This window comes from Mesorhizobium sp. M0954, from assembly GCF_040319155.1.
In the GTDB taxonomy this organism is placed as follows: domain Bacteria; phylum Pseudomonadota; class Alphaproteobacteria; order Rhizobiales; family Rhizobiaceae; genus Mesorhizobium.
Genome location: NZ_JAMYNR010000034.1, coordinates 52,918 through 60,233, shown reverse-complemented (window position 1 = coordinate 60,233; position 7,316 = coordinate 52,918). Strand labels below are relative to the sequence as shown.

The window sequence follows — 7,316 nt, the reverse complement described above, 5'->3', positions numbered from 1 at the left end:
AATGCGTTCTCGAAGCTCGGAAATGGCAGCAGGGGGCGCCGATACACTCATCTGACCCTGGAAACGCGGAAAGCCTGTGATATGTTCTACATTTGTTCTCGTCTTGGCTAAGAGTCAACCGGGATGATGTCGTGCCCCTGCGGAAGGAGGCATTCCATGCTCGGGCCATACCCTTCAATGCGAGAATGCGAGTTCCATTTTTGGAGTTTTGGGCGACACGGAGTGTCCGAAAATTGTAGCATATTTCGGACTCATTCCTTGCCTTTGTCCGAAACTTGTAGCATATTTCGGACATGCCCATAGTTGAGCCCGATACCGATCTTCGCTCGCGCCTGCTTGCCCGCATTGAGTCCGAACCCGACGAGGTCTGGACCCCCGGCGACTTCGCCGATCTCGGCGCGCGCGCCGCCGTGGACAAAACCCTGCAGCTTGGCAGCCGCCGGGGAGCTGCGCCGGATCGACCGAGGCCTCTATGACCGGCCGCGCACGAACAACCTGACTGGCCACGCCACCGTGCCGGATTATCGCGCTGTGATCCGCGCCGTCACGCGCCGCGATCGGGCGCGCGCCGTCATCGATGGTATGACGGCCGCCAACGACCTCGGCCTGACGACCGCCGTCCCTGCCCGGATAGAAGTGCTGGTCGATGCGCGGTTGAAGCCAATCAAGCTCGGCACGCAGGAAATCCACTTCAAATACGCTGCCCCTAGCCGCCTCTATTGGGCGGATCGGCCGGGGATGCGGGTCGTCCAGGCCTTGCATTGGATGCAGGACATGCTGACCCAGAAGGGCGAACGGAAGCGTATCCAGGCGACGTTGCGCCGCCTCTTTGCCGACCCCAAGCACGGCGAGGCCATTCGCGAGGATCTGCGCGCCGGTCTCTCCGCCGTGCCGATCTGGATGCAGGAGTTCCTCCGCGAAATCCTGAGGGCGGACCCGCACGAGGCGAAGCCATGAGTACCAATGCCTACCGCCAGATCATCGCGGCATCCCCACGTGACCGGCTCGACCTGTTCCTCGCCACGGCCAATCGGATCGGAGCTCCGGTGGGCAATGTCGAAAAGGACTTCTGGGTCTGCTGGACTCTCAATTCGCTCTACCATGAACGGCCTGCGGGGGAGCCACGGCTGCTTTTCAAGGGCGGGACGTCGCTGTCAAAGGGTCATAACACGCTTCGCCTGAAGCTTCGGTACCGCGCGATCGTAAACGGCAAGATGGGTCGCCTCGTTGAGGCGCGAGGAACAAATGATCCCGTCGGGCTCAGATGGGTGCTCGTGAAACGCCAGTGACCCGGCGCATTCTTACAATTAAGTGCCAAGCGACAGCGTGTAGTCATAAACGACGATCTGTCGATCAACGTTTTCGCCCAACCTCGGACATTGATCTGCCGAGCAGGTTGTGGTTATAGATGCAAGCGAAAAACCGTCAAAGATAGTTCGATGACCGGCAGCCCGAGAGATAATCGATTTAGGGCAGTGGGATCGGTTTGTCGCTGAGTGTACGCAAGTAGGCAATCACGTTGACCCGTTCGGTCTCATCCGGGACACCGGGCGTCTCCATCTTTACGCCCGGCGTGGTGAGCATGGGGCCGAAAAGATATCTGTTCAGGTCCTCGTACGTCCATACACCCAGCCAGCCCAGCAAGGCATCGGAGTAATGCATATTTGTCATAGATGCCTTGTCGCGGCCGACGACACCCCATAAGTTCGGTCCCGTTTTGTTCGCTCCATGGGGCTCGGCATTGTGACAACCGTGACACACATGTGTGAAGTAGGTTCGGCCTTTCTCGACATCGGCAGTAGCCAACTTCATCGAGATCGGAGCTGGTGTTGGCAAGACAACGCCGTGCGACAAGAGATAGTCAGCGACTTCGCGTTGCCCCGTGAATTTTGCCAGATGGAGCGGTGTCTTGCCGTCCTTTGTCTTTGCATTCACGTCAGCGCCGGCCTCGACCAGTGCCTTCACGCAATCGAGGCAACCGGATCTGACAGCGATGTGGAGGGCGTTTTCGCGGGTGCGCTGCGAATTTGGATTCGCGCCCCCATCCAGCAACAGATTGACCAAATCGATCCTGCGTTTTGCCAAAGCCGGCATGAGGGCAGGACCCAAACGCAGGTCCGTGACGGCGTTGACGTCGGCACCGCGTGCCACAAGCAGTTTTGCCGCCGCAAAATGTCCGTCCCTGACCGCAAGATAGAGTGGTGTCGCGTGCCCGTCGCTCTCATCCACGCCGGCCCCTGCATCGAGCGCCGCCGTGATCGCCGCGACATCGCCCTTCATGGCGGCGTCGTGAATGGCGGCGGCGTGCGATACAATCGGTGCAAGCAGTAGTGAAATGAACAGCAAGGACATGCGCATTTGGCATCTCCCAAGGCAACCGCAGTGCGCTACGGTTTCGAGGTAGTCAAGCATACCACGAATGCCTGATCGTAGCCACTCCACCAGTGCCTGATAACGAGTCGTAAGGTCTCATCCATCCGGATCATGAGACTTGTTGCGCTGGAGGTCCGCTTTGAGGCCGCTAACTTTCTTGCTCGCCATCCGGCTCTGGCTTCGGATTTATCAGTCCACGACCTAGCAGGCTTCTCTGATTGGGCTCGTTGAGGTCAAGCTCCTCCTGATATGCGTGGCTGAAACGCGAAACGATTTGTCCGCATCAAACCCGCCGCTTCGCGGCGGCGGTCGCGCCATCGCCGACATCTGCCGAAAATTGAAATCCCCATAGCCACTTCGCATATCTTCCGATCGGTACTTATTTGACGGTCGAAAACTCAAAACGATCGAAACGGAAGACTGCCGTATACTCGTTGCGTCGCTCCGGCGTCCCGGCAGGATTGCGGAAGATCGCGCCGCAGGTTGTCTGATCTTTCGGAATGGCGTCGCACAGGAAGTTCTGCTGCACCCAACTAGTTCCTTTATCTATCCACGCGCCTCCCCCGCGCAGGTCACGACCAAGAATGAGCGACCTGATCTCCGAACCGGTAAGCCGGTCCTTCGCATCCCGATCGACCTCTTCCGGCAACTCCGGCAAACCGGCCTTGTCCAGGCCGTCCAGCAGACGCCCGATGTCAGCCGGGTTCTTGAACACAAAATACCGCTGCGTGACCAGCTGATTTGCCCCTCCATCCTTTCGCTCCAACATGACGTCCCTTAGCCTGTCACTATAGGCCGCGACCTGGTCACTGCGCCCGAGATGTGCGTAGGCCGAAACCAACACCTGCAGGCCGTAGAATTTCGGCCATGGATCAGGCGATTGGAGATCGATCTTTTCAAGGTAGTCGACAGCTTCCTCGAAACGACCCTGGCCAAATGCAGCCAGCCCAGCCTGGTAGTGCCGATGGTCATTGTCGCCTGGGTCGACACGGTTGGCCGCGACGAGATAGTCGCGCGCCTCGTTCGGCCTGCCATTGAAATTCAGGGCCTCCGCTAGCCCGACATAGTTCAGGGGATCGCTCGGGTCGAGCGCTACTGCCTTGAACATCACCGCGACTGCCTCGTCGGACCGATGCTCGCGAACCTGCAAACTGGCGACGAGCTGATAGTAGGGCGGCGAAGGATGCTTGGCCGCCTCCCCCAGGTACTTGTAGGCGTTATACAGCGCACCGATATCCGAAACGGTTAAAGCTTTGATCCGCGGCCCGTCCATGTCCCAATAGGCCCACGCGAGCGAGGCTGCCGCTGCGCCGAAATCGGGATCGAGTTCCAGCGCCTGCTGGAAAAAGCTCACCGCCTGCGCAAACTCGTCTGGAGTATTGCGACGATTGTAGATTTCCATGCCCTGGAGGTAAGCTTCGTAGGCTGCAGGATTGCGCGTGCCGCCCGCGACATCTGCCTTGCCTTGGACGCTCACGAGACGGAGCTTGAGCGCGCCTGCGATGCTGACTACGACCTTGTCCTGCAACGCAAATACATCCGTCCACTGGCCGTCGAAACGTTCTGCCCAGAGATGACCGGTGGTCGAGCCGTCGATCAGTTGCGCGTTGATACGCATGTCGTCGCCGACCCGGCGTATCGAGCCCTCCAGAATGTACCGGACACCCAGCGCTGCGGCGACCTCAGCGGGTTTGGTCTCCTTATGCTTGTAGGAGGAAGCCGCGTTTCGCGATACGACGAACAGGCCGGGCACGCGCGCAAGTTCTGTGGTCAGGTCCTCGGTGAAACCGTCAGCCAGATAACCTTGCGCCTTGTCGTCGCTGAGATTGTCAAACGGAAGCACGACGAGGGATGGCCGGGTGTCGGCTTTCGCATTGGCTGTCAGGGCGGCGGGCCGAAGCGGTGGCTCCCACGGTCGCCACCACGCTGCTGCAAGGCCGACTGCGACAACAAGGACCCCAATAGAGACGGCCAAATTACGCCTGAAACGTGCATATCGATTGTCAGCCATGGGCTTTCCCGACACCGCGGGATCGAGCAGCACCCGATATGCATGCACCGGTTCGGCGATATTCTTCAGCTTCTGTTCGCCCATCGGCTCAAAGCCGAAAGACAATTTGTTCTCAACCTCTTTTGCGACCTTTGCCGAGACACAGATGCCGCCAGGTTCCGCTAATTGTTGGAGTCTGGCAGCGACGTTGACGCCCTCGCCATATCGGTCCTCGCCCTCCACAATCACCTCGCCGAGATTGATCCCGATCCTGACGCGAATCCGATGATCCTCGGAAACGGCGGCGTTGCATTCCGCCAGGGTCTGCTGCAACGACACGGCACATTCGACCGCGTCCACGACGCTGCCGAATTCGGCCAGCAGTCCATCGCCCATCAGCTTGAAGATGCGGCCGTGCTGGCGGGCAATCTCAGGCTCGAACAGTTCCTTGCGTCGAGCACGAAGGCGCTCGAATGTGCCGGCCTCGTCGCGTTCCATCTGAGCGGAATAGCCCACAACATCGGCAGCGAGAATGGCGGAAAGCTTACGGTCCATCGATCTGGCCTGTCCCCCATGGAGTATAGACCGGGTCTCACCTAAATGAAACGACCGGCCTCTCCAGCGTCCGTCGTCGGTGTCTCGGGATCATCCTCAATGCTCAACACTCTGACCTCGCACACGCTCGGCGTCGGCATGCCGGCCGCCATCCAGTGGCAGGGCCACAAGGCGGTGGAGCGGCAGGATCTCGCCTTCTTCCACGATCTCTATGCCGGTCAGGTTGCCTCGCGCCTGCCAGCGCGCTGCGGCCCCATTTCGTCAAGGCGACAGTCAAGGTGCGCCGCTACCATGACCGAGCCTATGCAATCCTCCACGGGCCTCGTTGTCTGGGCCGCTACGACCACAATGGAATAGCCGTACATACACAAAAAGCCGCTTGAACCCGCTCGGCGGCCAGCAGAACAAACCAGAAGCAGCGGACAACTCGTGTGCTACCTAAACCGGACAACTTAATTCGCTATCGACAGGCAAAAAGACCTCGGGGTGATTAAGGACGAAGCCCATGTCCGATAGGCCCGCAGCGGGCTTCTCTTCAGAAGAGGTCATTTCGGTCATATCCTAGCGGGGCAGCAGATTGGTGGCGGCGAGATCGATCACCTCATCGCCGCGACCGCTCATCACGGCGCGGATCATCCACAGGCCGAAGCCCTTCATTTCGGCGCTGGTGATCGTGGGCGGCATGGACAGCTCCTGGGTGGCGCTGACGACATCAAGCAGGGCCGGTCCGTCATGGGCCAGAATGTCGGCGACTGCACCGGGCAACTCGCCCGAATCCTCGACGCGGATGGCATGGATGCCCATGGCCCGTGCCATGGCGGCAAAGTCGGGATTATCCAGCGACACACCGGTTTCGAGAAACCCGCCCGCTTTCATTTCCATGGCGACAAAGCCCAGTACGCCATTGTTGAGGATGATGATCTTGACCGGCAGATTCTGCTGGCGCAGCGTGATCAGGTCGCCCATCAGCATCGAGAAGCCACCGTCGCCGGCGAGCGCGACCACCTGGCGGCCGGGCTGCGCCGCCTGGATGCCGATGGCTTGCGGCATGGCATTGGCCATCGAACCATGTGCCAGCGAACCTACCAGCCGGCGCCGGCCATTCATCTCGAGATAGCGGGCCGCCCAGATGGTGGGCGTGCCGACGTCGAAGGTGAACACGGCATCCTCGGCTGCCAGGTCACTGACCACCTTGGTCAGATATTGCGGATGGATCGGCCCGCGCCCTGCGGTGCCCGCGGCCAGATCATCGAGCCCCTTGCGTGAAGCGGCGTAGCGCTTGAGCGATTTATCCAGATGGGCCCGGTCTGTGCGCGCCGGCACATGGGGCAAGAGCGCGGCAATCGTCAGCCCCACATCGCCGACCACGCCGACGTCGAGACGTACCCGGCGCCCCAGGTTCTCGGGTCGAATATCGACCTGGGCTATTTTGCATGTAGACGGCAGGAATTGCTTGTAGGGGAAGTCGGTCCCCAGCATGACCAGCAGGTCGCAATCGTGCATGGCCTCATAGCCCGAGGCAAAGCCGATGAACCCGGTCATTCCCACGTCATGGGGATTGTCGTATTCGACATATTCCTTGCCGCCCAGGGCATGGACGATTGGCGCTTTCAGGGCCTCGGCCAGCGCCATCAGCGGCGCATGGGCGCCGGCACAACCGCGACCGCCGAACAGTGTCACCTTGCGCGCCTCGCCGATCAGTTGCGCCAGCGCATCGATGTCGGCATCGGCGGGGTAAACCTGGGGCAGAGACGGCAGCAGACTTTGCCGGCTGGCGACAGCGCGAGCCGGGGCGTCGCGCAGGGCGACGTCGCCGGGAATGACCACGACGGCAACGCCGCGCATGCCCACGGCAGCGCGAATGGCATTTTCGAGCACATATGGCAGCTGGCTCGGATCAGACACCAGTTCGCAATAGTGGCTGCATTCGGCGAAAAGGTTCTGCGGATGTGTTTCCTGGAAATAGCCGCTACCGATTTCAGCGGTCGGAATCTGCGCCGCGATCGCGAGTACCGGCGTGCGGCTGCGATGGGCATCAAACAGACCATTGATCAGATGCAGATTGCCCGGGCCGCATGACCCCGCACACACTGCGAGTTCCCCGGTAACCTGGGACTCCCCTGCGGAGGCAAAGGCGGCAACCTCTTCATGCCGAACGTGGATCCATTCGATCTCGTCATGGGTCCGCAAGGCATCGGTAAACCCGTTCAGACTGTCGCCAACCACGCCATAGATCCGTTTCACGCCGGCGGCGGCCAGTGTCTCGACCATCAGTTCAGCAACATTCCTGCTCATGGCAAATCGTTCCGGCTCGGTGGCCGCGCATAGCGGCGGCGTGGTGAAAGGTCAGGCCCTCAAGGGGCAGTGGCGCCGGACTGGCCGGCACCACCGTGCAAAG

At 60.5% G+C, this 7,316-nt stretch carries 6 protein-coding genes; 3 read left to right on the top strand and 3 right to left on the bottom strand.

Features of this window, described 5'->3' with window-relative positions:
- Positions 1-429: 429 nt before the first annotated feature.
- Both NKH93_RS29585 and NKH93_RS34395 read left to right on the top strand, forming a co-directional pair.
- Positions 430-957 carry a DUF6088 family protein gene (locus NKH93_RS29585; protein WP_352974473.1) on the top strand — a complete coding sequence of 176 codons (528 nt, stop codon included), beginning with the start codon at positions 430-432 and terminating at the stop codon, positions 955-957.
- Positions 954-1,289 (top strand): hypothetical protein, encoded by a 336-nt coding sequence (locus tag NKH93_RS34395; RefSeq protein WP_502896517.1) that lies wholly within the window; start codon positions 954-956, stop codon positions 1,287-1,289. The genes NKH93_RS29585 and NKH93_RS34395 overlap by 4 nt, the downstream gene beginning before the upstream one ends.
- A gap of 178 nt (positions 1,290-1,467) precedes the next feature.
- On the opposite strand, the gene NKH93_RS29575 is transcribed toward NKH93_RS34395, so the two are convergent.
- Positions 1,468-2,358 carry an ankyrin repeat domain-containing protein gene (locus tag NKH93_RS29575; RefSeq protein ID WP_352974469.1) on the bottom strand — a complete coding sequence of 297 codons (891 nt, stop codon included), beginning with the start codon at positions 2,356-2,358 and terminating at the stop codon, positions 1,468-1,470.
- Between the two features lie 394 nt (positions 2,359-2,752).
- Positions 2,753-4,918 carry an adenylate/guanylate cyclase domain-containing protein gene (locus NKH93_RS29570; RefSeq protein ID WP_352974467.1) on the bottom strand — a complete coding sequence of 722 codons (2,166 nt, stop codon included), beginning with the start codon at positions 4,916-4,918 and terminating at the stop codon, positions 2,753-2,755.
- 99 nt (positions 4,919-5,017) lie between these two features.
- On the opposite strand from NKH93_RS29570, the gene NKH93_RS29565 reads away from it, so the two are divergent.
- Entirely contained in the window at positions 5,018-5,275 is a 258-nt protein-coding gene (locus NKH93_RS29565; protein ID WP_352974510.1) for a hypothetical protein, read from the top strand.
- Between the two features lie 204 nt (positions 5,276-5,479).
- Here the strand turns inward: NKH93_RS29565 and poxB are convergent, their stop codons facing one another.
- Positions 5,480-7,213 (bottom strand): ubiquinone-dependent pyruvate dehydrogenase, encoded by a 1,734-nt coding sequence (gene poxB, locus NKH93_RS29560; RefSeq protein WP_352974463.1) that lies wholly within the window; start codon positions 7,211-7,213, stop codon positions 5,480-5,482.
- Positions 7,214-7,316 lie beyond the last annotated feature (103 nt).

What these genes read in the sequence shown, in the direction of transcription:
- NKH93_RS34395 (WP_502896517.1), top strand. Translation starts at nt 954, where the DNA reads ATGAGTACCAATGCCTACCGCCAGATCATCGCGGCATCCCCACGTGAC.
- NKH93_RS29575 (WP_352974469.1), bottom strand. Translation starts at nt 2,358, where the DNA reads ATGCGCATGTCCTTGCTGTTCATTTCACTACTGCTTGCACCGATTGTA.
- NKH93_RS29570 (WP_352974467.1), bottom strand. Translation starts at nt 4,918, where the DNA reads ATGGACCGTAAGCTTTCCGCCATTCTCGCTGCCGATGTTGTGGGCTAT.
- NKH93_RS29565 (WP_352974510.1), top strand. Translation starts at nt 5,018, where the DNA reads ATGCTCAACACTCTGACCTCGCACACGCTCGGCGTCGGCATGCCGGCC.
- poxB (WP_352974463.1), bottom strand. Translation starts at nt 7,213, where the DNA reads ATGAGCAGGAATGTTGCTGAACTGATGGTCGAGACACTGGCCGCCGCC.